This is a genomic window from Nonomuraea ferruginea, assembly GCF_039540635.1.
GTDB classification, from domain to species: domain Bacteria; phylum Actinomycetota; class Actinomycetes; order Streptosporangiales; family Streptosporangiaceae; genus Nonomuraea; species Nonomuraea ferruginea.
Genome location: NZ_BAABFD010000034.1, coordinates 33493 through 57567, shown reverse-complemented (window position 1 = coordinate 57567; position 24075 = coordinate 33493). Strand labels below are relative to the sequence as shown.

Genomic DNA, 24075 nt, shown 5'->3' with positions numbered 1-24075 from the left:
TCGCGGGCATCGCACGGTCACCTATTGTCCCTGGTGTAAAGGGGTGCCGACGCCATCGGGGCCGTGGAGGCGGGTGCCCGTCCGTCTGGGCGGACTCGTCAGCCTGTCGAACCGCTTGGCCTCGTCCGCGACGGCGCCTAGGTCCTCGCCGGGGTGGACGCCGGCGCCGCTCAGGTTATCGACTTCACGCACCTGTGCCCACGACAGGCCGACGGCGCCCGGCGAGCGCTCGACCCCTGCGTGGCCGGCCGCCCTGGTGCCGAGCCAGAACCCGCCCAGCGACAGCAGCGCCATGACCAGCACCAGCGCCGCGCGGCCCCGCCGCGTCAACCGCACCGGCGCGGTCTCGGCCGCGCCACCCCGCAGCCTCTTCCTTGCCCGCGCACGCCGCCCACTGTCGGCCCCCGCGGAGCGGCCCACCCCGTCGGCCTGCGTGGTGCCGCCGGTCCTGCCGACCTGCGTGGCGCGGCCGGTCCTGTCAACCTGTGCGGCGCGACCGGCCCTATCGATCTGCGTAACGCGACCGGCCCTGTCGATCTGTGCGGCGCGACCGGCCCTGTCGATCCGCGCGAACCTCGGGAACCAGCCCATCCTTGGCCGGCCGAGCTGCGCTGGAGTCCCGGGCACGACGACGCGGCGACGCGCCCGCACCGCGTCCCCTTCAATCGCGCCGTCCCCCTTACGCGTCCGGCGCCTCGGCGCCTGGTCCACCGGGATCCGCTCCCCTTGCACTACGCGCGCACTCCCCTTGGGCACCATCGACGCCCCGTCCCGCCTGAGCCCCCGCACCCGGGCCGGGGAAACCGGCGACCGCTCAGCGCGACCGCCGCCGGGCCCGTCTTCGCCGGTGAGGCCGGAACGCCGCAGAGGGCCGTCGTCCGTCAGGCGCCTTTCCGGCGCACCCTGCCTCCGGCGCCGCTCCACGACCCGCCGCTCGCCCCCCGCCTGGCGCCCACCGTTGACGACCTGGCCGACTCCGGGCGCTCGCCCTCCCGTACGGACGGGCCTTCCGTTGACGGCCGGGCCGTCTCCCGGCACTCGCTTTCCCGTCCGAACGGGCCCGCCATTGACGACCTGACCGGCTCCGGGCGCGCGCTCGCCTGCCGCCCGGCGCCTGCCATTGACGGCTTGGCCAACTCCCGGCCCACGCTCTCCCCCTCGAACGGGTCCACCGTTGACGACCTGACCGGGTCCGGACGCACACTCTTCCGTACGGACGGACCCGCCCTTGACGACGCCTCCCGGCGCACGCTCGCCCGCCGCCTGGCGCCCGCCGTTGACGACCTGACCGGCTCCGGGCGCTCGCTCTCGGACGGACCCGCCGTTGACGACCTGACCGTTTCCGGGGGCGCGCTCTCCCCCTCGGACGGGTCCACCGTCGCTTCTCCCCCACCTGCCAGGGCCGGCGTCCGAGTCGGGGCGGGCTGGGGGGACGAGGTACAGGTGGGGGCGCTTGCCGTCGGCGGCCCATCGCGACCGAGGGCCCGCTCCGCCGTCGTTCTTCCGCCTGGGCGCGTCGGGGCGAGGGTGGCGCCCCTGAGGGCTCCCCTCCTGGGTGGCGTCGACGATGAGGGTGAGGCGCTTGACGTGGTCGCCGGTCGGATCCGCCATCAGATCATCCCGTGGATGCGGCCCGTGGGTGAGCCCGCTGCGCGATGGCTCCGTCTGGTCGTTCGCATGATGGACCTCCCGCCGTCGTGGCCCCCGGAAACGGCCGTAGAAAGATCGGCAAATCGAACACGGTGTCGATCGAACTCCCGTACGATGTTCTACACCACACTGCCGACATTTTCGAGGAAGACTCGAACAACTGTTTGAAGATGATCTTCAACAGAGATACGGTCGCTGTGTGCGACATCAGGACCACGGACCGGGAGCCTCGCCCGCGGGGCGGGTTGCCGGGCGAGGAGGAGAGGCATGAGCGAGCGGGATGACGCCAATGGGGTCAGTGACCTCGCGGTGCGAAGGCGTGACTCACTGGGGCTGACCCCCAGGCAACGCAAGATCCTCGAGGTGATCCGCGACTCGGTGCAGCAGCGCGGCTATCCGCCGTCCATGCGCGAGATCGGCGAGGCCGTCCAGTTGACCAGCACGTCCAGCGTGTCGCACCAGTTGACGGCTTTGCAGCGCAAGGGCTATCTGCGGCGTGACCCCCACCGCCCGCGCGCGCTGGAGGTGCGGCTGCCGGGTGAGCCGGTGCTGTGGGTCGACCCCGACACCGCCACAGACGACGCCCCCGTCAACAGGCCCACCGCGGCCTACGTCCCGCTGGTCGGCCGCATCGCCGCCGGTGGCCCGATTCTGGCCGAGGAGAGCGTCGAAGACGTCTTCGCGCTTCCCAAGCAGTTGGTCGGCGAGGGCACGCTCTTCCTCCTGCAGGTCACCGGTGACTCGATGATCGACGCCGCGATCGCCGACGGCGACTGGGTCGTGGTCCGCCAGCAGCCGGTCGCCGAGAGCGGCGACATCGTGGCCGCGATGATCGAGGGCGAGGCCACGGTCAAGACCTTCAAGCGCAAGGACGGCCACGTCTGGCTGGTGCCGCACAACGACAACTACGAGCCCATCCCCGGCGACGAGGCCAGCGTCCTGGGCAAGGTCGTGGCGGTCCTGCGCCGCCTCTGACCACTCGCCGCGTGAGACGCGGTGCGGCCGTGCCGCACCGCGCTCCTCACCGGCTCTCGCGCACCAGCCCGCCGATGGTCGCCGTCCTCCTCTCCACGCGCGTCCTGTCCGGCGGGCGCCTCTCCGGCTGCCCGGGTTCCATGGTTCCGTCGCACACGGCGCGTCTCCGGGCAAGTGCACCTACCTCCACCCTTGTCCGGTAACCAGCCGCATTCCGGCGGTTGATCGCAGTCCATAATGTCGGCGGCATGGAGAAGATCGAGACGAGGCCGAGTGCCGGGCGGCGGCTGGCCGGGGCCGGCCTGTGGGTGCTCCAGGTGGTCATGGCCGGCATGCTGCTGATGGCGGCGATGGGCAAGTTCACCGGGGCTGAGCCGTCGGTGTCCACGTTCGAGGCGATCGGGTGGGGCGACTGGTTCCGCTACCTGGTCGCGGTGCTGGAGGTCGCGGTGGCGGTGTGCCTGCTGGCGCCCCCGGTGGCCGGAGCGGCCGCGCTGGCGGGCGCCGGGCTGATGGCCGGTGCGGTGCTGACCGAGGCGTTCGTGAGCGGCGGGCCTGTGGCGTTGCCGCTGGTCCTGCTCGTGGTGAGCGGGGTGATCGCGTGGGGGCGGCGTGATCGTACGGACCGGCTGTGGCGGTCGCTGGCCGGCGGCTGATCCGTACGAAGGCCGACATTCCTAGAATGTCTGGGTGAGCGACACATTCGTGGGTGAAGCGTTCAAAGCACGCAATGACGGGCTGAAGTGGGCGAAGGCCGACCCGGGGGTCATCCCCGCGTGGGTGGCCGACATGGACCTGCCGTCCGCTCCCGAGGTGGTCGAGGCGCTGCGCCGCCGGGCGGAAGGCGACCTCGGCTATCCCTCGTGGCTCGACAGCCCCCAGAGCGGGCCGCTCGCCGAGGCGTTCGCGGAGCGGATGGCCGCCCGATACAGGTGGGAGCCCGATCCGGGCCTGGTCCGCTCCTACTCCGACATCAACCAGGCCCTGCAGGTGCTCCTGCACGTGTGGACGGCCCCGGGAGACGGGGTGGCGCTGCACACCCCGGCCTATCATCCGTTCCTCGGCACGCTGGAGACCATGGACCGGCCGCTGCGCCCCATCCGGCTCGTGCCGGACGGCGACTCGTGGCGCGCCGAGATCCCCGACCTGTCCGGGTGCAAGGTGCTGCTGCTGGTCAACCCGCAGAACCCGACCGGCCGCGTCTTCACCCGGGCCGAGCTGGAGGAGCTCGCCGAGCTGGCCGAACGGCACGACCTGCTGGTCATCTCCGACGAGATCCACGCGGACCTGGTGTACGAGCCGAACCGGCACATCCCGTTCGGCACGATCCTGCCTCACCGGACGGTCACCCTGACCTCGGCCACCAAGGCGTTCAACCTGGGCGGGATCCGCTGCTCGGTGGCGCACCTCGGCTCCCCCGGGCTGCGCGGGGCGCTGGACGCCCAGCCGCCGTTCCTCTTCGGCTCGGCGAACGTGTTCGGCGTGGAGGCGACCGTGGCCGCCTGGCGGCACGGTGACGCCTGGCTGGCGGACACGGTCGCGCTGCTCGACCGGAACCGGCGCGCCATCGCCGAACACCTGCCCGAGGGCGTCACGTACCGCGTGCCGGAGGCCACCTACCTGGCATGGCTCGACTACGGCCGTCCCGGGGTGGCGGAGCAGCTGGAGCGGGAGGCGAAGGTCCTCCTCAGCGACGGCGCCGTGTTCGGGCCGGGCGGCGAGACGTTCGTCCGGCTGAACTTCGCCACCTCCGAGCCCGTTCTCGCCGAGATCCTGCGGAGGATCGCCACCGTGACCCCCTGATCGGCCGGGCGGGGACGGCTCTCCGGACGAGGAGCCGTCCCCCGGGGTCGTTACGGCAGGGGCGGGAGGCCGGGCGGGGTGGCGGCGGGGCGCTCCTCCAGGGCGGAGAGTGCCAGCTCCACGGCCTTCTCCAGCTGGGGGTCGCGGCCGGCCGCGCGGTCCTGGGGTGTCATGACGACCTCGATGTCCGGGTCGACGCCGTGGTTCTCCACTCCCCAGCCGTGCCCTTCCAGCCAGAACGAGTAGCGCGGCTGGGTGACGACGGTGCCGTCGACCAGCGAGTAGCGCGAGTCGATGCCGATCACGCCGCCCCAGGTGCGGACGCCGACGAGGGGGCCGATGCCGCGGTTCTTGATGCCGGCGCTGACGATGTCGCCGTCGGAGCCGGCGAACTCGTCGGTCACCGTGACGACGGGCCCGCGCGGGGAGTCCTCGGGATAGCGCATCGGCTGGTGGCCGCGGACCCGGATCCAGCCGGTGACCTTGCGCGACAGCTTCTCCAGGATGAGCTCGGACACGTGCCCGCCGCCGTTCTCGCGCACGTCCACGACGAGTCCCTCGTACGCCATCTCGGTACGCAGGTCGCGGTGGAACTGCGCCCACCCGGACGCCACCATGTCGGGCACGTGCAGGTAGCCGAGCCGCCCGCCGGACGCCTCCCGGACGAACGCGCGCCGGCCCTCGACCCAGTCGTGGTAGCGCAGCCGGGTCTCGTCGGCGATCGGGGTGACCACGACCTTGCGGGTCTCGCCGCCGGCGGCCGGGCGGACGGTCAGCTGGATCGGCTGGTTCGCGGTGCCCGCCAGGAGCGGGAGCGGCCCGCGTACCGGATCGACGGGGCGGCCGTTGACGGCGACGAGGGCGTCGCCCTGGCGGACCGCGACGCCGGGCGCGAGCAGCGGCGAGCGCGCGTCGTGGTCGGACGACTCGCCCGCGATGACGCGCTCGACCCGCCAGGTGCCGTCCTCGTCGCGGGCCAGGTCGGCGCCGAGCAGGCCCTGGCGGCGGCGCGGGTCGACCGTGGGGCCGTTGCCGATGGCGTACGCGTGGGAGGTGCCGAGCTCGCCCTGCACCTCCCAGAGCAGGTCGATCAGCTCCGAGTAGGCGCCGATGCGCTCGGCGAAGGGCGCGTAGCGGTCGAGGACGCCCTGCCAGTCGACGCCGTTCATGTCGGCGCGCCAGAAGTGGTCGCGCATGAGCCGGCCGGCCTCGCGGTAGCCCTGCCGCCATTCGGCGACGGGGTCGAGCTGGACGGCGACCCGGTCGAGCTCGATGGTGACGACCTCGTCGCCCTCGCTCGCGGATCGGGTCTGCAGGCCGTTCTTGCCGTTGAGCACGAGCCGGGTGCCGTCGCCGCTCACCTCGAAGGCGCGGAACTCCTTGCCCAGCTCGCTCTTGGCGCGCTTCTTCAGGTCGTAGCGTTCCAGCGTGATCTCGCCGGCGGGTTCGGTGCCGTCGCCGAGCCGGCCGGCGAGCGGGTGCCGCAGCCACAGCAGCGCGTCCTTGGCGGTGCGCAGGTTCACGTAACGGCCGGCGGGCACCGGGACCGGCACCACGCGGGAGGCGAGCCCTTCGGGGTCGACCTCGGTGCGCGGCGGCGCGTCGTCCTTCTTCTTCTCCTCCGCCTGCGGGTGGTCGTCCTCGCCGTTGAAGCCCCGTCCCTGCAGGCTGGGGTCGAACGGGGAGGGGGTGGTGGCGCGCAGCGGCACGAGGTACGGGCGGCAGCCGACGGGGAACGACAGGTCGAACACGTGCGCGTCGTACACCGGGTCGAACGTGCGCACCGACAGGAACGCCAGGTGCTTGCCGTCGCGGGTGAAGACCGGGTCGTAGTCGGCGAAGCGCAGCGGCGTCACCTCGATGGTGGAGGTGCCGTCGACGCGGCCCATCTTGATCTGCGACAGCGGCTCCTGGTGCGGATGCACCCAGGCCAGCCAGGCGGAGTCGGGCGAGAACGTGAGCCCGCTGATGTCGCCGTGGCCGGTGCGGTCGAGCTCGCGGTGCGCGCCGGTCTCGACGTCGACGACCAGGAGCCGGCCGTCGTGGGTGGCGACGGCGGCGTGCTTGCCGTCGGGCGAGGCGGCCAGGTCGAGCACGCGGCCCAGCTCGCCGGCGGCGAGGGTGCGGATCTCACCGCCGGGGGTGCCGATCTCCAGGCCGTCCTCGCCGGTGGCGTCGGACACCCAGAGGGCGCCGCCGTCCGAGTCGAGCACGCGCGGCAGCCGTACCCGGACGCCCGGCTCGGCGCGGAGCGTGCCGGCGGGGCCGTCGCGGTGGGTCACCCAGTGGGCGGTGCCGCGGATCTCGACCGCGCTGGCGCGGCCGGTCGCGTCCGGGGAGAACCCGCCGGCGCGGGCGGGCGCCGGCCGCTTGGCGCGGGCCGGGCGCGGCCCGCCGAGCTTGATGTCGAGCCGGTACGGTTCGGCGTCGAGGCTCTCCAGCAGCCACAGGTCGCCGGCGTGGCTGTAGACGATCCGCTCGCCGTCGGTGGTGGCGTGGCGGGCGTAGAACTCCTCGTGGCCGGTGTGCCTACGCGGGTCGGAGCCGTCGGGCAGGGTCGAGTAGAGGTTGCCGATGCCGTCGGTGTCGGCGAGGAAGGCGATCCTGTCGCCGATCCACATGGCGGCCCAGTGCTGGGCGGGGTTGTCGGCGAACAGGCGGGTGAACTCTCCGGAGCCTTCGGCGTCGATCCAGATCTTGCCGGCGGTGCCGCCGCGGTAGCGCTTCCACTGGGACGGCTCGCGCCACATGGGCGAGACGGTCACCACCCGGTCGCCGCTGACGGCGACTTCGCTCACCCACCCGTACGGCAGGCGGGTGGCCGGGCCGCCGTCGAGCGGGACGGCGTGGGCCCACGTCCTGGTGCGGCCGCCCTGCCCGGCGGCGCTGACGACGTGCACCTGCCCGTCGGCGCTCCATCCGCGCACCTGGGTCGACGGGCTCCCCCAGTGGGTGAGCCGCTCGCCTTCCGGCCCGTCGAGCTCGGCGGCGAACGCCTCGGGGGCGCCCTCGCGGGTGCTGGTCCAGGCGATGCGGGCGCCATCGGGTGAGAGACGGGGGTTCGACACGGGGGTGCGGTCGGCGGTGAACCGCCATGCGCGCCCGCCGGCGATCGGGGCGAGCCAGACGTCGTCGTCGGCGACGAAGGTGACCAGGTCACCGCACAGGTGGGGGAATCTCAGGTATGCGCCAGTTGTCACAGGTAGACACTAGTGCGCGCTCCGCCGAGGGGATGACACGATTTCGCGCCGAGGACTGCGAGGAATGAAGACACGGTCAAAACCGGACAGACTCCCGGATGTCGTGAAAAATCACGGGAAGGGGGTGTTGCGACGCATAGTCGGGAGGCATGCATGCGTATCTTCGCCCGTCCTCACCAGATCCCGCCCCGCGTGGCGGCGGGGGCGTTCATCCTGAACTCCGGCCTGAGCAAGGCCGGCGCCGACGAGGGGACCGCCGCCGGCACCCATGGGATGGCCGTCGGCGTCTACCCCTTCCTGGAGAAGCACGAGCCGCAGGAGTTCACCAGGCTGCTGGCCAAGAGCGAGATCGCGCTCGGCGCCGCGCTGCTGCTGCCGATGGTGCCCTCGCTGCTGGCCGGGGCGGCTTTGACCGCCTTCGCCGGAGGGCTGCTCGGCCTCTATCTCAAGACCCCCGGCATGCGTCAGGAAGGCAGCCTCAAGCCCACGCCCGAGGGCATCGGTCTGGCCAAGGACGTCTGGATGCTCGGCATCGGACTCGGGCTGGTGCTGGAGGAGCTGGGCGACCGGATGGCGTCCCCGTACGCCGGAAAGTAGGGCCACCATGGCAGAGTTCGGCTACACCCTGATGTGCGAGCAGACGCCCGCACGGCAGCTCGTGGACTTCGCCGCCAGGTCCGAGCAGGCCGGCTTCGACTACGCGGTCATCTCCGACCACTACTTCCCCTGGCTGGAGGAGATGGGTCACTCACCGTACGCCTGGTCGGTGCTCGGCGCCGCCGCGCAGGCGACCGAACGCCTGCCTCTGATGACGTACGTGACCTGCCCGCTGATGCGTTACCACCCGGCGGTGGTGGCGCAGAAGGCCGCCACGATGGCGGTGCTGAGCGAGGGCCGGTTCTCGCTCGGGCTCGGCGCGGGCGAGAACCTGAACGAGCACGTCGTCGGCGAGGGCTGGCCGTCGGCCGACGTCCGCCACCGCATGCTCCGCGAGGCGGTGCGGATCATCAAGGAGCTGCTCGGCGGCGGTTACGTCACCTTCCAGGGCGAGTTCTACGATGTCGACTCGGCCAAGCTCTACGACCTGCCGGACGATCCGGTCCCCATCGGCATCGCCGCCTCCGGCGACGCCTCGGCGCGGCTCGCGGCCGAGTACGGGGACGTCCTGGTCGTCAACGAGCCGATGCCGGACGTGGTGCGGAGTTTCCAGAACGACGGCGGCTCCGGCAAGCCGGTGTACGGGCAGCTCGCGATCGCCTACGACACCGACGCGGAGGCGGCGAAGGAGCGGGCCCACCGGCTGTGGCGCTGGTCGGCGGTCGGCGGCTGGAAGGTGATGGCCGAGCTGCCCGGCCCGGTGAACTTCCGGGCCGCAGCAGGCACGGTCAGGCCCGACGACGTGGCGGGGAGCGTCCCGTGCGGCGCCGACGTGGACGCGGTCGTCGAGGCCGTCCGCGCCTACCTAGAGGCCGGCCACACGCACGTCGCCCTGGTCCAGATCGGCGCCGACCAGCAGGAACCGTTCTTCCAGTGGGCGGAGAAGGAACTCCTGCCCGCTCTGCGCCGCCTCTGAGCTCACTCCGCGTCGCGGGGTTCGTCCGTGGGCTCGGGCTCCGGCCGGCAGTCCTGGGAGCACCCCCCGAACCGGGCGGAGTCGATCGGGGTGAACCGCTGCGGCGGCGAGCCGGCCAGCGCGCCGATCATCGTCTCCTTCCAGATGGGGCCCGGCAGGGCGGCCCCGTCGACGGCGCCGTAGTACCTCCCGCCGATCGTCACCCCGGCCAGCTTGTGGGCCTGGGAGCCGCGCGGGTCGCCGATGCTCACCGCCGCCGCCAGGTCGGGGGTGAAGCCGGCGAACCAGGCGGTCGCGTAGCCGTCGGTGGTGCCGGTCTTGCCCGCCGCGTCGCGGCCGATGCCGCCGACGCCGCGCATCGTGCCGTCGGTGAACACGCCGGACAGCACGTCGGCCGTCGCGTCAGCGACGGCGGGCTCCAGCGCCTGACGGCACTTCGGCCGGTAGGCGGTGGCCTCGCCGTCGCGGCCGGTGATCCGGGTGATCGCCATCGGCGCGCAGTAGCGGCCGCGTGCCGCGATGCCCGCGTACGCGCCGGCCACCGTCACCGGGTCCATCTCGTCGATGCCGAGCGTGAACGTCTCGTACTCGCTCAGCGGGCGGCCGTCGGCCCGGCGGATGCCCAGGTCCTCGGCCGTGGTGACCGTCTCGCACAGGCCCACGCGCCGCTCCAGCTCCATGAAGAACGTGTTGACCGAGCTCCAGGTGCCGGTGCGCAGCGTCTTCCATCCCGGCGAGCCCTCGTCGTTGGTGACCGTGTGGCCGGGGTCGCCGACGTTCTCGCCCGCGCAGTTCCTGAACGCCGCGGGACCCGGCGCCCGGTAGCCCGCCCCCGCGCTCAGTCCGTCGCCGGTCTTCATGCCCTGCTTCAGCGCGGTGATCAGGGTGAAGGTCTTGAACGTGGAGCCCGCCTGGAAGCCGGCGCCGCCGCCGTGCCCGGCGTCCGCGACGACGTTGTACGAGATCTCGTTCCTGGCCTTGCTCCGCCCGTACGGCCTGCTCGCCGCCATGGCCCTGATCGCTCCGGTGCCGGGCTCGACGAGGGCTTCGGCGGCGACGGGGTGGTCCGAGGCGTGCACGTACCTCTTGACGGCCCGGTCGGCGGCGGCCTGCATGGCCGGGTCGAGCGTGGTCCTGATGGTCAGGCCGCCGCCGTTGAGCATGCGCAGGCGCGCCCTGGCGGTCTTGCCGAAGGCGGGGTTGTTGGCGATCTCCTGGCGGACATATATGCAAAAGTACGGATATTTGCTGGCTTCGCAGCCGCCGGGCAGCTTCTTGCCTTTGTAGCCCAGTTTGGCGGCCTTCGCCTTGGCCGCTTCCGCCGGGGTGATCGCGCCCAGTTCGGCCATCCGGTTCAGCACGACGTCGCGGCGCTTCAGCAGCCGCGCGCGGTGCTTCTCGCCGAGGTTCGGGTCCGTGGCGTTGGGGTCCTGCACGGCGCCGGCCAGGGTGGCCGCCTGCGGCAGCGTGAGCCGGCTCGCCCGGACGCCGAAGAACCGCTTGGCCGCCGCCTCGACGCCGTAGGCGCCCGCACCGAAGTACGCGATGTTCAGATATTTCTCGAGGATCTGGTCCTTGGTGTACTTCTCCTCCACGCCCATGGCGTACCTGAGCTCTCTCAGCTTGCGCGCGTAGCTGGACTCCAGGGCGGCGTTCCGCTCCTCCTCGGTGCCGGCGGCGTTGAGCAGCACCTGCTTGACGTACTGCTGGGTGATGCTCGACCCGCCCTGGCTCACCCTGCCCGCCTGCAGGTTCGTGGCCAGCGCCCGGATCGTGCCTTCGAGGTCGATCGCGCCGTGCTCGTAGAAGCGGTAGTCCTCGATGGCGACGATCGCCGTCCGCATGACCTCCGCGACCCGGTCGAGGCCGACGACCTCGCGGTACTCCTCGTAGAAGCGGGCGATCTCCTTGCCCCGTACGTCCAGCACGACCGAGACCTCGGGCAGCGGCGGCTCGGCCAGTTCGACCGGCCGCAGGTCGGCCACCGCCGCGGCCGACATGAACCCGAGACCCGCGCCGCCCACGGTCGGCGCCGCGAGCCCCGCCACGAGCACGCCCGCCGCCGCCCCTGCGGCGGTGAGCCGTACGATCTTCGTCCCCCGACGTGCCATCAGTGCCCTTTGTCCTTCTGTCGCCCGGTAGTGGGCAGGAGCAAAGCAGACCTGATCGGATGGCGTCCAATAGCGATATGGGAAAGCAGGTGATATCGGTGTGCATATCACCGCTGGTCAGCCCGTACACGACGAAGGCCGCCGCGACCCCGGGGGTGCGGCGGCCTCGCGATGACGTCAGGGGACGATGTTGACCAGCTTCGGCGCGCGCACGATCACCCGCCGGGGCTCGCCCTGCAGGTAGGCCCGCACCTTCTCCGAAGCCAGCGCGATCGACCGCAGCTCGTCCTCGGCGATCTCCGGCGAGACCTCCAGCCGGTCGCGCACCTTGCCCGCCACCTGGACCACGCAGGTCACCAGGTCGCGCACCAGCAGCGCGGGCTCGGCGCTCGGCCAGCCCGCCTTCGAGACGGTGCCGCCCTGGTGGCCGAGGCGCTCCCAGCCCTCCTCGGCGGTGTAGGGAGCCACCAGCGACAGCATGACGGCCAGCGTCTCGGCCGCCTCGCGGACGGCCGGGTCGGCGGCGCCGGGCCCGGAGTCGATCGCCCGCCGGGCGGCGGTGGTCAGCTCCATCATGCGGGCCACCGCGACGTTGAAGCGGTGGGAGTCGACCAGCTTGGTGACCTCGTCGATCGTACGGTGGGTGACCTTGCGCAGCTCGACGTCGCCGCCCTCGAACGGGACGCCGGGCTCGCTGGTCACCTCCGACATCACGCGCAGCGCGCGGGCCAGGAACTTCTGCGACGCGGCGGGCGAGACGTCGGCCCAGTCGATGTCGTCCTCGGGCGGGCCGGCGAAGACCATGGTCAGGCGCACCGCGTCGACGCCGAAGTCGTCGATCTGCTTGCCCAGGTCGACGCCGTTGCCCAGCGACTTGGACATCGCCTTGCCGCCGTTGATGACCTGGCCCTGGTTGAGCAGGCGCAGGAACGGCTCGGTGAAGCCGACCATGCCCATGTCGTACAGGACCTTGGTGAAGAACCGGGAGTAGAGCAGGTGGAGCACGGCGTGCTCGACCCCGCCGACGTACTGGTCGATCGGGCCCCACCTGCGCACCTGCTCGACGTCGAACGGGCCGTCGGTGTAGCCCGGCGAGCAGTAACGCAGGAAGTACCACGACGAGTCGACGAAGGTGTCCATCGTGTCGGTGTCGCGCTGGGCGCGGCCGCCGCACTTGGGACAGTCGACGTTGACCCAGTCGGTCGCGCTGGCCAGCGGGCTGACGCCCTTCGGCGCCAGCGCCTCGCCGCGCAGGTCGGGCAGGGTGACGGGGAGCTGCTCGTCGGGGACGGGCACCTCGCCGCAGTCGGGGCAGTGGATGATCGGGATCGGCGTGCCCCAGTAGCGCTGGCGGGACAGCAGCCAGTCGCGCAGCCGGAAGTTGACCGCGCCGCGGCCCCTGCCCTCCGCCTCCAGGACCTGGATGATCTTCGCGATGGCCTCGGCCTTGCCCAGCCCGTCGAGCGGCCCGGAGTTGACCATCTCGCCCTCGCCCGAGGTGGCGACGCCGGTCTCGCCGGGGTCGGCCAGCCCGGTGTGGACCACCACCCGCACCGGCAGGCCGAACTTCCTGGCGAAGTCGAGGTCGCGCTGGTCGTGGGCGGGCACCGCCATGATCGCGCCGTGGCCGTAGTCGGACAGCACGTAGTCGGCCGCCCAGACGGGGATGCGCTCGCCGTTGACCGGGTTGATCGCGTGGCGGCCCAGGAAGACGCCCGTCTTCTCCTTCTCGGTGGACAGCCGCTCGATGTCGCTCAGCTTGGCGACCTCGGCGCGGTAGGCCTCGAAGGCCGGGCGGTGCTCGTCGGTGACGATCTCGTCGGCCAGCGCCGCGTCGACGGCGACCACGAAGAACGTGGCGCCGAACAGGGTGTCGGGCCGGGTGGTGAAGACGTGCACCGGCTCGTCGCGGCCCTCGATCTCGAAGACCACGTCGGCGCCCTCGGAGCGGCCGATCCAGTTGCGCTGCATGGTCATCACGCGCTCGGGCCAGCCGCCCTCCAGCTGGCCCATGTCGTCGAGCAGGCGCTGCGCGTAGTCGGTGATCTTGAAGTACCACTGCGTGAGCTCGCGCCTGATGACGTCGGCGCCGCACCGCTCGCACTTGCCGGCCACGACCTGCTCGTTGGCCAGCACGGTCTGGTCGTTGGGGCACCAGTTGACCAGGCCGCCCTTGCGGTAGGCGAGGCCGCGCTCGAAGAAGCGGTTGAACAGCCACTGGTTCCAGTGGAAGTAGTCGGGGTCGCTCGTGTGCAGGCGGCGCGACCAGTCGAAGGAGATGCCGTAGCGCTTGAACGAGTTGGCCTGCGTCTCGATGTTGCGGTAGGTCCACTCCGCGGGGTGGGCGTCGCGCTTGATCGCGGCGTTCTCGGCGGGCAGGCCGAAGGAGTCCCAGCCGATGGGGTGCAGGACGTTGTAGCCGCGCTGGAACCAGTAGCGCGCGATGACGTCCGCCAGGGCGAAGACCTCGCCGTGGCCCATGTGGAGGTCACCCGACGGGTAGGGGAACATGTCGAGCAGGTAGCGCCGCTCACGGGGATCGGCGGCGTCCTCGCTCGCCCGGAACGGGTCCATCTCCTCCCAGCGCGGCTGCCACTTGGCCTGCAGCGCCTGCGGGTCGTACTCACTCACGGCGGTTGTCCTTCTGATTGACTCGGACTCGGACCCATAAGAAAACCCCCCGTGACCAGGACGAGGGGCAGCCGCGACGGCGAGGAACTCAGAACCGTCGCGGCCCGGTAAGGAGCAGGGTCGCGGAACGCATACGTCAAGCCTAGCGCACGTCTTCGGCTGAATGCGGGCGGCCGATCGAGGTACGAGGGCACAATGGGCCCTTCAGGCTCGCGAGACCTGATGGTGATCTATCCGTTGTGACCTCATATGTCCCATTAGAATACGCTCGTCACCGTGGTGCACTCAGCTGGACCGGAACGTTCGGAGGCCGACCTGCCGATGCAGGATCCGCCGACCGATCCGCATGGCTTCGCCCGTTTCGCTGCGGAGTCGGCTGACTCTCTTGGAAAATCCCATGAGATCATGCACGGTACGTCGAGGCCGGACAAGCGCTCAGGAGGGCCGGAACCCATGGCATCGGAGAATTCCGGAGCGTCGCACCGGCCACCCTCCTGGCCCGAAGTTCCGCGGCAGGACGTGCCCACCGCGTGGCCCGAGGCGCCAGGCTCTCAGCCCTCGTGGCCGGAGCCGCCCCGCGACGACATTCCCACCGCGTGGCCGGACGCCCGGCAGGGCGGCGCTCCCACGTCCCGGCCGCCCGGCCCGTCCTGGCCCGAGACGCCGCCGTCCGCCCCCGCCTGGCCCGACGCGGGCTCGCAGGGCCCGTCGTCCCCGCCCGCGTCGTGGCCGGACGCCCCGTCCGCCTCGCGGGGCGCCTCCTGGCCCGAGGCGCCGCCCGCCGCCCAGCCCTCGTGGCCGGAGCCGCCGCCGGTCAAGGACCCGGTGCCCGCCTGGTCCGAGCCGCCGGCCTCCTCCTACTCCGACGCCTGGTCCAACCTGAACTCCCCCGCCCCCTGGCCGCAGCAGGCCGACACCTCCCGCCCCGGCGACCCGCTGGACGGGACGATGACCATGAACCGGGTGCCCGACCTGCAGCCCGCCCCGGTGGACCCGGACGCCGCGATCCTCGGCTCGTACGGTCCTGGCGGGCTCGACGACCACCCGGGACGCGCGCGCAGCTCCGCCGCCGCCGCCGACGAGCACACGATGATGTACGGACGAGCGAGCCTCACCGGTTCGGGCGCCAACCCCGTACCCAGCCACTCGGACACCTACGGCGGTCCCGGACGCTCCGACAGGTACGGCGGCGCGGACGGCCACGCCGGTTCCGGCGGCATGGACGGATACAGCAGCCCCGGTGGCGGCGGTTCCGGGCGCACGGACGCTTACGGCTCCGGCGGCTCCGGCGGCTCCGGCGGCATGGACGGATACGGCGCCAACCGGTACGGCAACCCCGGGGGTTCCGACGGGTACGGCGGGCAGGGTGTCGCCGACCCCGGCGCGCGCAACGGCTACCCCGGCGCGGGCGGCCCGGAGGGCTACGCCGGCCCCGGCGCACGGGCCGCGCACGCCGGAGCGGGCGTGGAAGCCCCGGCCGGTCCAGGCGGAGGCGGCCCAGGCGGTTCCGGCGGCCTTGGCGGTTCCGGTGGTTCCGGTAGTCACGGTGGTTCCGGGGGGCCTGGCGGCGTGCCCGGTGGACCGTACGGTCCCGGCGGGTCCGGCGGCTCCCACGGGCCGGGCGGCCCCGGAGGGCCGGGCCACGGCGGACGAGGCGGAGCCGACGGCCCTTACGGTCCCAGCGGGCCCGACGGGCCCTACGGCCCTGGCGGTCACGGCGGAGCCGACGGCCCTTACGGACCTGGCGGGCCCGGTGGAGCTGACGGTCCCTACGGACCTGGGGGTCAAGGCGGAGCCGACGGTCCGTACGGACCTGGCGGCCCCGGCGGTCACGGTGGTCCCGGCGGAGCCGACGGCCCCTACGGACCTGGGGGTCACGGCGGAACAGACGGTCCGTACGGCGGGGCCGACGGCCCGTACGGTCCGAGCGGACCTGGCGGGCCTGCAGGGCATGGTCATGGTGGGCCCGGGACCGAGCAGGGCAGGCCCGGGGCGAACCTCAGCCGGGACCCCTCCGACCCTGACCGCCCGTTCGTGACGGCCGGTCAGATCAGCGGCTCCCGCACCCCTCCCCCCGAGCGCCAGCAGGAGCTCTGGAACACCGTCTTCGGCGACAACTACCAGGCGATGGGCGAGCCGGAGTCGCTGGACGAGCCCGGCAAGCCGCTGTGGATCTACGCCCTGGCCAGCTCGGCGGCCGTAGCCCTGGTGATCGCGCTGCTGTGGGCGTTCATCGCCGGCCCGCTGGCGAGCGAGGACCCGGGCAAGTCCGCGGCGCAGGCCACCCCGTCCCAGTCGGCCCCCGCCACCCCGAGGAAGACGTCCGTCACGATCGGCAGGCTGCCCGCGTACAAGGGCAACGCGTCACCGGTGACCGGCACGGTCCAGGACCCGCAGGCGGGCATCCAGGTCCCCCGGCTCGGCGGCACCTGGCGGCTCGACGAGCGGCCGACGGTCAAGGGCACCTACGGGTACGACACGCGCCAGTACGCCATGGTCGGCGACGACCTGGCCGCCCAGGTGCTGACCGGCCCGCTGCCCGCCAAGCTGGCGGGCAGGTACACCTCTCCGGACGACCTGGAGCCGGTGATCAAGGCGGTCGTGGTCGACGCGCGCAAGCGGCTCTACGCGGACGGCAACAAGGTGCGCAAGATCGCCCAGCAGTCGCTGAAGGTGGGCGACAGCACGGGCAGGCTGATCGCCTACTCGCTCACCTCGCCCACCGAGAAGGCCACGGTCGTCGCCGCCGCGATCAACACGGGCGGCGACGTGCCGGCGATCGTCTTCATGTCGGTGCCCGCGGAGGGCAAGGCGCTGCTGCCGGACGTCAACACCGTCGTCAAGCGGCTGCGCCTGATCTCCCAGGGCTGACCGTCAGAACCTGCACTCCATGTGCTTGATCCCGTTGATGAAGCTGGAGTGCAGCCGGTCCGGGTTGTGACCCTCGATGCCGGGGACGCGCCGCAGCAGCTCGCGGAACATCACCGTGATCTCGCGGCGCGCCAGGTGGGCGCCGAGGCAGAAGTGCGGCCCCGGCCCGCCGAAGCCGACGTGCGGGTTGGGGTGGCGGGTGATGTCGAAGCGCTCGGGGTCGTCGAACACCTCGGGGTCGCGGTTGGCGGCCCAGTAGTAGAGCACGATCTTCTCGCCCGCGCGGTACGGGTTGCCGTTCATGACGTGGTCGCGGGTGACCTTGCGGCGCATGAAGTTGACCGGTGACGCGAGGCGGACGATCTCCTCGACCGCGGTCGGCGCATGCTTGTCGAAGTCCTGGCTCCAGAGCTCGCGCTGCTCGGGGTTCTTGGTGAGCAGGCGCAGTCCGTACGAGATGGCGTTGCGGGTGGTCTCGTTGCCCGCCACGACGAGCAGGATGAAGAACGAGCCGAGCTCCTGCATGGTCAGCCGCTCGCCGTCGATGTTGGCGTTGACCAGCGAGGAGGTGAGGTCGCTCGTCGGGTTGTCGGCGCGGTGGGCGGCCAGGTCCTGGACGAGCTGCTGGAGCTCCATGCCGGCGGTGAGCAGGCGCTCGGCGATGCCCTCGACGTCGGTGCCGACGTACTCGGGGTCGAAGCCGCCGAGGATCATGTTGGAGCGCTCGAAGACGAACTGGTAGTCGCGCTCCGGGATGCCCATCATGTCGCAGATGATCTTCAGGGGCAGGCGGGCTGCGACCTCGGTGACGAAGTCGCAGCCGGTGCCGTTGGCGAGGAGGTCGTCGACGATCTTCGCGGCGGCGGTGTCGACGTCCGACTCGAACTGCTTGATCATCTTGGGCGTGAAGGCCCGGGAGACGATGCGGCGCAGGCGGGCGTGGCGCGGGTCGTCCATGTTGATCATGGAGCCGAAGTACTCGGTGAACTCCGCCGGCATGTCGGGGATGTTCGTCGCGCCGCCGTCGCCGGAGCAGAAGACCTCCGGGTTGCGGCTGGCTTCGAGGATGTCGGCATGCTTGACCAGGGCGTGGTAGCCGGGACCCCTGGGCGCGAAGGAGATCTCCGGCTCCGCGAAGAAGGCCGGCGCCGCACGCCGGCGCAGCAGGTCGAAGGCCTGCCTCCGCTCCGACATGGGCCTGGCCCAGAAGTGGGTGTCCGACAGGTCGAAGTCGAGGACGCTCATGGTGCCCATCATTCGAGCATGGGCGGTTCCGCGTCAACACTTTGCACGTACACCGTACGTACCTTTCATCCGAAGTCACGTATACACCGGGTATATACCTCAGGTGTATAGTCGTCCGCCATGACAGTCCCCCTGGCCCTCCTGGGCCTGCTGGATCGCGAGCCCAGCTACGGATACGACCTGAAGCGCGCCTACGACACCTACTTCGGCCGGGGCAAGCCGCTCCCCTTCGGGCAGGTCTACTCCACGCTCGGCCGCCTGGCCAGGGACGGCAAGGTCACGGCCGGTCAGAGCGAGCCCGGCGAGGGCCCCGACCGCAAGCGCTACGCCATCACCCCGGTCGGCAGGCAGGAGGTGGAGGCGTGGCTGGCCGAGCCGGTGGCCGCGGAGCCGCTGCTGCAGACGGTCCTGTTCACGAAGGTCGTGCTGGCGCTGATGCTGGGCCACGACGCGCACGGCTATCTCGACGCGCAGCGCGCCACCCACATGCGGCGCATGCGTGAGCTGTCGGAGATCAAACGCTCCGGCGCCCTGGTCGACGCCCTGCTCGCCGACCACGCCCTGTTCCACCTGGAGGCCGACCTGCGCTGGATCGACGTGACCACGGCCCGCCTGGGCGCGCTGGCGGAGACGGTGCGGCAGTCATGACCGTCGACGGCCTTCCTGTGCCCGGACCGTTGCTGGAGGCCCGCTCCGTCGACCGCTCCCACGGCCGTACGCGGGCGCTGCGCGAGGCGAACCTCTCCGTGACCGCGGGGGAGATCCTGGCGATCATGGGCCCGAGCGGCTCCGGCAAGTCCACGCTGCTCCACTGCCTGGCCGGCGTCTTCACCCCCGACGCGGGCGAGGTCTGGTTCGGCGGGCGGCGGCTGGACACCCTGAGCGACGCCAGGCGGTCCGAGCTGCGCCGCACCGCGTTCGGCTTCGTCTTCCAGTTCGGCCAGCTGGTACCGGAGCTCACGGTGGCCGACAACGTCGCCCTGCCGCTGCTGCTCGGCAGGGCCGGGCGCAAGCAGGCCTACCATCGGGCGCGCGGCTGGCTGCGGCGGCTGGAGCTGGACGACCTGGGCGAGCGGCGCACCGGCGAGCTGTCCGGAGGGCAGGCGCAGCGGGTGGCGATCGCCAGGGCGCTGGTGACGCGGCCCCAGGTGATCTTCGCCGACGAGCCCACCGGCGCGCTCGACTCGCTCGCCGGCGAGAAGGTCATGGAACTGCTCGTCGGCCTGGCCCGCCAGGAGGGCGTGACCGTGATCGTGGTGACCCACGACGCCCGCGTCGCCGCCTGCGCCGACCGGGAGGTCATGGTGCGTGACGGCAAGGTCACCGACCCCTACGCCGGCGGGGCCGTCCGATGACGCTCCGGCTGGGCCTGCGGCTGTCGCTGCGCGGCGGCCGGGAGGCGGCCGTCCGGCTGGCGCTCGTCACCGCCTCCGTCGCGATGGGGGTGACGGTGCTGCTGTCCACGGTGGCGCTGTTCAACGCCTTCCAGGTGACCGCTGACCGCCCGTGCTGGGAGTGCACGACCGGCTCCGCGCCGGGCGGCTGGGCGCTGGGCGCCACCCCGGGCGCCGTGCTGTGGAACCACCGCCAGGACTCCTACGCGGGCCGCCCGATCAAGCGGCTCGACGTCGCCGTCCTCGACGGAACGCCCACAGCGGCCGTGCCCGGCGTCCCCGAGCTGCCCGGCGCGGGGCGCCACTACGTCTCGCCCGCGCTCGCCGAGCTGATGGACGCCGTGCCGCGCGAACAGCTCGCCGGCCGCTTCCCCGGCGACCGCGCCGGGCTGATCGGGCGGGCGGCGCTGTCCGGCCCTGACGACCTGGTCGTCGTCGTCGGCCGGACCCCCGGCGAGCTGGCCGCCATGGCCGGCACCGTGGCCGTCGACGCCGTCGCCACCACCCCGCGCGCGGACGACACCGCGGCCCTCTACGAGCACGGCTTCGGCATCGCCGCCATCGGCCTGATCTTCCCGCTGCTCGTCCTCGTCGGCACGGCCACGCGGCTGGCCTCCGCCCGCCGCGAGGCGCGCTTCGCGGCGATCAGGCTGGCGGGCGCCACCGCGCGGCAGATCAACGTGATCGCCTCGGTGGACGCGGCGCTCGGCGCGCTGCTGGGCGCGCTCGCCGGCGTCGCGGTCTTCCAGGCGGTGCGGCCCGCCCTGGCCGGCGTCGCCGTCACCGGCTCCCGCTTCTTCCCCGACGTGGTCGTGCCGACCGCTCTCCAGTACGGCGCCGTGGTCGCGGGCGTGCCGCTCGCCGCCGCCGGCGCCGCGCTGTGGTCGCTGCGCCGGGTGCGGATCACACCGCTCGGCGCGGCGCGGAAGGTGCGGGCCGCCGCCCCGGGATGGTGGCGGGTGCTCCCGCTGCTGGCGGGGCTGGGGCTGTTCGCGGGCCCGGTGTTCGCGGGCGGCGAGGACCCGGACGCGGTGCTCGTCGACGCCGGTCTGGCGCTGATCATGGTCGGTCTCGTGGTGGCCGGGCCGTGGCTGACGATGCTGGCCGCGCGGCTGGCCGCCCGCGTCACGCGCGGCGCGGCGACGTTGCTGGCCGCGCGGCGGCTGGCGGCCGATCCGAAGGGGGCCTTCCGGTCGGTGAACGGGATCGTGCTGGCGGTCTTCATCGGCACGGCCGTCGCCGGGATCGTCCCCGCCGTCGTCTCGGGCCAGGAGGCGGCGGGCGGCGGCACGCTGAACGAGGTCATGCGGGCGCCGTTCGGGTACGCCGACGCCACCGAGGGTCAGCCTCTGCCGCCCGCCACGGCGGCCGAGCTGCTCGCCAAGTTACGCGCCCATCCCGGCGTCACCGTGCTGCCGATCTACCGCAGGGCCGATACGCCTGCCCTACCCGACGGCCCTCCGCCGTGCGACCCGGGCCCCGGCTGCAGGCTCGACTTCCTGCTCGGGCACGTGGTCGAATGCGACGCCCTGGCCGCCTTCCCGGCGCTCGGCCGGTGCGCCCCGGGCGTCCACGCGGTGACGGCCGACTTCAACCGGCTGCTGACCAGCGACAACATGCTCTCCGTCGACCGCAACCTGCCGGTCGTGGACGCGGGCAACAAGGGCGACACGGCCACAGCCGACCGGCCCCTGGCCGCGGTGCTGATCCACGCGGCCGACCCGGTCGTCCGTGAGCGGATCCGCACGCTGCTCAACCCGTACGTCGCCCTCTCCGGCAGCGCCGAGACACCGCAGACGTTCGCCGAGGTCGCCCAGGCCCGCGCGGTGCTGCTGGACCAGGTGGAACGCGTCGCGCTGGCCATCGTCGCGCTGACCCTGCTGGTGGCGGGCTGCGGCCTGCTGGTGGCGGTCGCCGGCGGCGTGGTGGAGCGCAGGCAGCCCTTCACGCTGCTGCGGCTGTGCGGCACGCCGGCACGGACGCTTACCAGGGTGATGCTGCTGGAGACGGCCGTCCCGGTGGTGCTGGCCGCCCTGGTGGCGGCGGGCGCGGGCTTCGGCGTGGCCGGGCCGGTGATCGACCAGCTGGCGATCAAGAGCGCCCCGGCGACGATGCCTGGCCCCGCCTACTTCCTGACCGTCGGCGGCGGGCTGCTGGCCGCCCTGCTGATCGCCCTCGCCGGTCTGCCGCTGCTCAAGCGCGTGACCACCCCCGACAACGCCCGCTTCGAATAGGACCGCCGATGATCAGCACATGTGTCCGGCGGCTGGCCGCGCCGCTCGCGGCCGCACTGACCGCCTCCCTCCTCGTGGCGGCGCCCGCGCCGGCGCGGGCCGCCGAAGGCCGCTACGCCGCCGACATCAGGCGCACCGAGTACGGCATCCCGCACATCTCCGCGAAGGACCACGGCGGCCTCGGCTACGGCTACGGTTACGCCTTCGCGGAGGACAACCTGTGCGTCATGGCCTCGTGGGCGCTCACCCTGCGCGGCGAGCGGTCGCGCCACTTCGGCGCGGAGGCGATGTCGGACGACGCCGTCGACCCGGTCTCCAACCTGGCCAGCGACGTGTACCACAAGAGCGTCCACGCGTCGGGCGTGCTGCGCCGGGTGCTCGCCCGCCCGGCGCCCCACGGCCCCGGTGCCGAGGTGCGGGCGCTCGTGGACGGCTACGTGGCCGGGTTCAACCGCTACCTGAGCGAGACGGGCGTGGCCGGGTTGCCCGACCCGGCCTGCCGGGGCAAGGACTGGGTCGGCCCCATCACCGCCACGGACGTCTGGATGAACCTGCTCGACCTCGGCCGCCTGGCCGGAAGCTCCTCGTTCAAGGAGGCCATCGCCGCCTCCGGGCAGGAGGAAGAGGAGACGAAGCAGCCGGACAGGAAGAAGAAGGTGAGCGCCCCCGGCAGCAACGCCTACGCCCTCGGGCGCGAGGCCACCCGCGGCGGCCACGGCATGCTGCTGGCCGACCCCCACTTCCCGTGGAACGGCAGCCGCCGCTTCTACCAGGTCCACCTGACCATCCCGGGCGTGCTCGACGTGTCGGGCGGCAGCCTGTACGGCACCCCCATGGTCCAGATCGGCCACAACGCGAGCGTGGCCTGGACGCACACCGTCTCCCACGCCCAGCGCTTCACCCTGTACCGGCTCAAGCTGGTGCCGGGCCGGCGCACCACGTACCTGGTGGACGGCCGGCCCGAGCCGATGGGCCGGCAGGAGGTGTCGGTCACCGTCCGGGACGCCTGGGGCGCGACCAACACAGTCACCACCACCCTGTACACCTCCCGGTACGGCCCGGTGCTGGCCACCGGCTGGACGGAGGGGACGGCGATCGCCCTGGCCGACGTCAACGCCGCCAATCTGCGCTTCGCCGACGAGTGGCTGGCCATCGGCGCCGCCCGCGACCTGGCCGGGCTGCGCCGCGCGCAGGACACCTACCAGGGGATGCCCTTCGTCTACACGCTCGCCGCGGACGCCGGCGGCGAGACGTACTTCGCCGACGCCTCGGTGGTCCCGCACGTCACCGACGAGCAGGCGGATCGCTGCCGCGCCGGGGACGACCCCGAGACGCTCATTTTGGACGGGTCCACGTCGGCCTGTCTGTGGGGCGAGGACGCGGACGCGATCGAGCCGGGCGTCTTCGGCCCCGCCGCCCAGCCCCGGCTGGCCCGCGCCGACTACGTGACCAACGCCAACGCCGATCCCTGGCTGACCAACCCGGAGGCCCCGCTCACCGACTATCCGCGCATCTTCGGCGACACCCGCACGCAACGGGACCTGCGCACCCGGGTCGGCCTCGACATGATCGCCCAGCGGCTGTCGGGCGACGACGGGCTCGGCGCCCCCGGCTTCACGCTGGACACTCTCCAGCGGACGGCGACGGGCAAGCGCAACCTGAGTGCCGAGCTGCTCCGCCCGGATCTGCGCGCGCTGTGCCGGGCCAAGCCCGTGATGACGGCGAGCGACGGCGAGAAGGTCGACGTCCGCCGGGCCTGCGCCACGCTGACGGCCTGGGACGGGCGGGCCCGCCTGGACAGCCGTGGCGCGATCCTGTGGCGCGAGTTCTTCCTGGGCCTGCACCGCCCGCGGAGACGGCCCGACGGCGGGGTCATCCCGCCGAGGAGCTGGTGGAAGGTGCCGTTCGACCCCGAGCACCCGCTCACCACACCGCGCGGGCTCGACCTCGCCAACCCGGTGGTGCCGGCCGCGCTGGCCGACGCCGTGCGGTTCTTCAGGGCCAACGACCTCCCGCTGACGCTGACGCCGGGGCAGGCCCAGTGGTACGGCGCCGTCCCGGTGCCGGGCTGCACCGAGGCGGAGGGGTGCTTCGACCGGATCCGCGCCCGCGGCGCGCTCGGCGAGGAAGGCCGCTATGAGGACGTCGACACCGGCTCCAGCTTCCTGATGGCCGTGGAGCTGACGCCGTCCGGGCCGCGCGCCCGCACCGTGCTGACGTACTCGCTGTCGGCCGACTCGACCTCGCCGCACCACGCCGACCAGACCGAGCTGTTCTCGCGCGGCCGGTGGGTGACCGGGCGGTTCACCGAGGCCGAGATCAGGGCGTATCCGGGGCTCACGACGGTGTCCCTGCGTTGACGCGGGCCTGGCGGAAAACCCGTGGTGG

At 72.6% G+C, this 24075-nt stretch carries 15 protein-coding genes; 10 read left to right on the top strand and 5 right to left on the bottom strand.

Features of this window, described 5'->3' with window-relative positions; genetic code table 11:
• Positions 1-21: 21 nt before the first annotated feature.
• Positions 22-651 carry a hypothetical protein gene (locus ABD999_RS41705; protein ID WP_271278979.1) on the bottom strand — a complete coding sequence of 210 codons (630 nt, stop codon included), beginning with the start codon at positions 649-651 and terminating at the stop codon, positions 22-24.
• Positions 652-1917: 1266 nt separating this feature from the next.
• On the opposite strand from ABD999_RS41705, the gene lexA reads away from it, so the two are divergent.
• The 3 genes from lexA (at position 1918) to ABD999_RS41690 (ending at position 4428) form a co-directional block, all read left to right on the top strand.
• Positions 1918-2625, top strand: coding sequence for a transcriptional repressor LexA (gene lexA / locus ABD999_RS41700; protein ID WP_148030138.1), 708 nt, complete (start codon positions 1918-1920; stop codon positions 2623-2625).
• Between the two features lie 248 nt (positions 2626-2873).
• Positions 2874-3281, top strand: coding sequence for a DoxX family protein (locus ABD999_RS41695; protein ID WP_271278978.1), 408 nt, complete (start codon positions 2874-2876; stop codon positions 3279-3281).
• Between the two features lie 34 nt (positions 3282-3315).
• Positions 3316-4428, top strand: coding sequence for a MalY/PatB family protein (locus tag ABD999_RS41690; protein ID WP_271278977.1), 1113 nt, complete (start codon positions 3316-3318; stop codon positions 4426-4428).
• Positions 4429-4478: 50 nt separating this feature from the next.
• On the opposite strand, the gene ABD999_RS41685 is transcribed toward ABD999_RS41690, so the two are convergent.
• Positions 4479-7628: a S41 family peptidase gene (locus tag ABD999_RS41685; protein WP_345483206.1), complete on the bottom strand. Its 3150-nt coding sequence runs from the start codon at positions 7626-7628 to the stop codon at positions 4479-4481.
• A 153-nt stretch (positions 7629-7781) separates the two neighbouring features.
• Between ABD999_RS41685 and ABD999_RS41680 the strand changes: the two genes are divergently transcribed.
• The gene (locus tag ABD999_RS41680) at positions 7782-8225 is read left to right on the top strand and encodes a hypothetical protein (RefSeq protein WP_148030135.1); all 444 of its coding nucleotides are present in this window, start codon (positions 7782-7784) and stop codon (positions 8223-8225) included.
• 7 nt (positions 8226-8232) lie between these two features.
• Positions 8233-9201 (top strand): TIGR03557 family F420-dependent LLM class oxidoreductase, encoded by a 969-nt coding sequence (locus tag ABD999_RS41675; protein WP_271280304.1) that lies wholly within the window; start codon positions 8233-8235, stop codon positions 9199-9201.
• Positions 9202-9203: 2 nt separating this feature from the next.
• On the opposite strand, the gene ABD999_RS41670 is transcribed toward ABD999_RS41675, so the two are convergent.
• On the bottom strand, positions 9204-11312 hold the full coding sequence (locus ABD999_RS41670) for a transglycosylase domain-containing protein (RefSeq protein WP_271280303.1): 2109 nt from the start codon (positions 11310-11312) through the stop codon (positions 9204-9206).
• Between the two features lie 177 nt (positions 11313-11489).
• Complete coding sequence (gene leuS / locus ABD999_RS41665; protein ID WP_271280302.1) at positions 11490-13943, bottom strand: leucine--tRNA ligase; 2454 nt, start codon at positions 13941-13943, stop codon at positions 11490-11492.
• A gap of 519 nt (positions 13944-14462) precedes the next feature.
• Here leuS and ABD999_RS41660 point away from each other — a divergent pair.
• On the top strand, positions 14463-16814 hold the full coding sequence (locus ABD999_RS41660) for a hypothetical protein (protein WP_345483205.1): 2352 nt from the start codon (positions 14463-14465) through the stop codon (positions 16812-16814).
• A gap of 3 nt (positions 16815-16817) precedes the next feature.
• Here the strand turns inward: ABD999_RS41660 and ABD999_RS41655 are convergent, their stop codons facing one another.
• Positions 16818-18059 carry a cytochrome P450 gene (locus tag ABD999_RS41655; protein WP_271279369.1) on the bottom strand — a complete coding sequence of 414 codons (1242 nt, stop codon included), beginning with the start codon at positions 18057-18059 and terminating at the stop codon, positions 16818-16820.
• A 120-nt stretch (positions 18060-18179) separates the two neighbouring features.
• Here ABD999_RS41655 and ABD999_RS41650 point away from each other — a divergent pair, with 120 nt between their 5' ends.
• Genes ABD999_RS41650 through ABD999_RS41635 form a run of 4 tightly spaced genes read left to right on the top strand, consistent with a single transcriptional unit; the run spans position 18180 to position 24047 of the window.
• The gene (locus tag ABD999_RS41650; RefSeq protein ID WP_148030130.1) at positions 18180-18707 is read left to right on the top strand and encodes a PadR family transcriptional regulator; all 528 of its coding nucleotides are present in this window, start codon (positions 18180-18182) and stop codon (positions 18705-18707) included.
• Complete coding sequence (locus tag ABD999_RS41645; RefSeq protein ID WP_148030129.1) at positions 18704-19414, top strand: ABC transporter ATP-binding protein; 711 nt, start codon at positions 18704-18706, stop codon at positions 19412-19414. The genes ABD999_RS41650 and ABD999_RS41645 overlap by 4 nt, the downstream gene beginning before the upstream one ends.
• A complete protein-coding gene (locus ABD999_RS41640) occupies positions 19411-21687 on the top strand; it encodes an FtsX-like permease family protein (RefSeq protein WP_271279370.1) in 2277 nt (758 codons plus the stop codon). The genes ABD999_RS41645 and ABD999_RS41640 overlap by 4 nt, the downstream gene beginning before the upstream one ends.
• A gap of 8 nt (positions 21688-21695) precedes the next feature.
• Complete coding sequence (locus tag ABD999_RS41635) at positions 21696-24047, top strand: penicillin acylase family protein (RefSeq protein ID WP_271279371.1); 2352 nt, start codon at positions 21696-21698, stop codon at positions 24045-24047.
• Positions 24048-24075: the final 28 nt, after the last annotated feature.